1 protein-coding gene is annotated in these 264 nt (G+C 39.8%); it reads left to right on the top strand.

The window, feature by feature from the left end; all coding sequences use genetic code 11:
• On the top strand, window positions 1–264 hold a 264-nt coding region (locus AAEZ00_RS21480), incomplete at both ends, for an MlaD family protein (protein WP_351089960.1).

Genomic DNA, 264 nt, shown 5'->3' with positions numbered 1-264 from the left:
GCGATGCAATTTGAATTGGCATCACATGCTCCCGATTTGCTCAGTCAAGACAAACTTAAATTGACGGTAGTTGCCACGACTCACACAGGTGTCAGTAATGGCGCGCAAGTGCGATATAAACAATTGCCTATTGGGCAGATAACCAGTATTGGTTTAAGTAAAGACTTTTCAACTGTTGAATATAACATTGAAATTCAACCAGAGTTTAAGAGTTTGCTGACTAAGGGAAGCTTCTTTGTTCCTGAAAGTGCAATAGCCATTAAT

Source organism: Shewanella sp. S1-49-MNA-CIBAN-0167 (assembly GCF_040310145.1).
In the GTDB taxonomy this organism is placed as follows: domain Bacteria; phylum Pseudomonadota; class Gammaproteobacteria; order Enterobacterales; family Shewanellaceae; genus Shewanella; species Shewanella psychromarinicola.
Note: the sequence above shows the minus strand (reverse complement) of the source record. Positions and strands in the feature narration are given on the sequence as shown.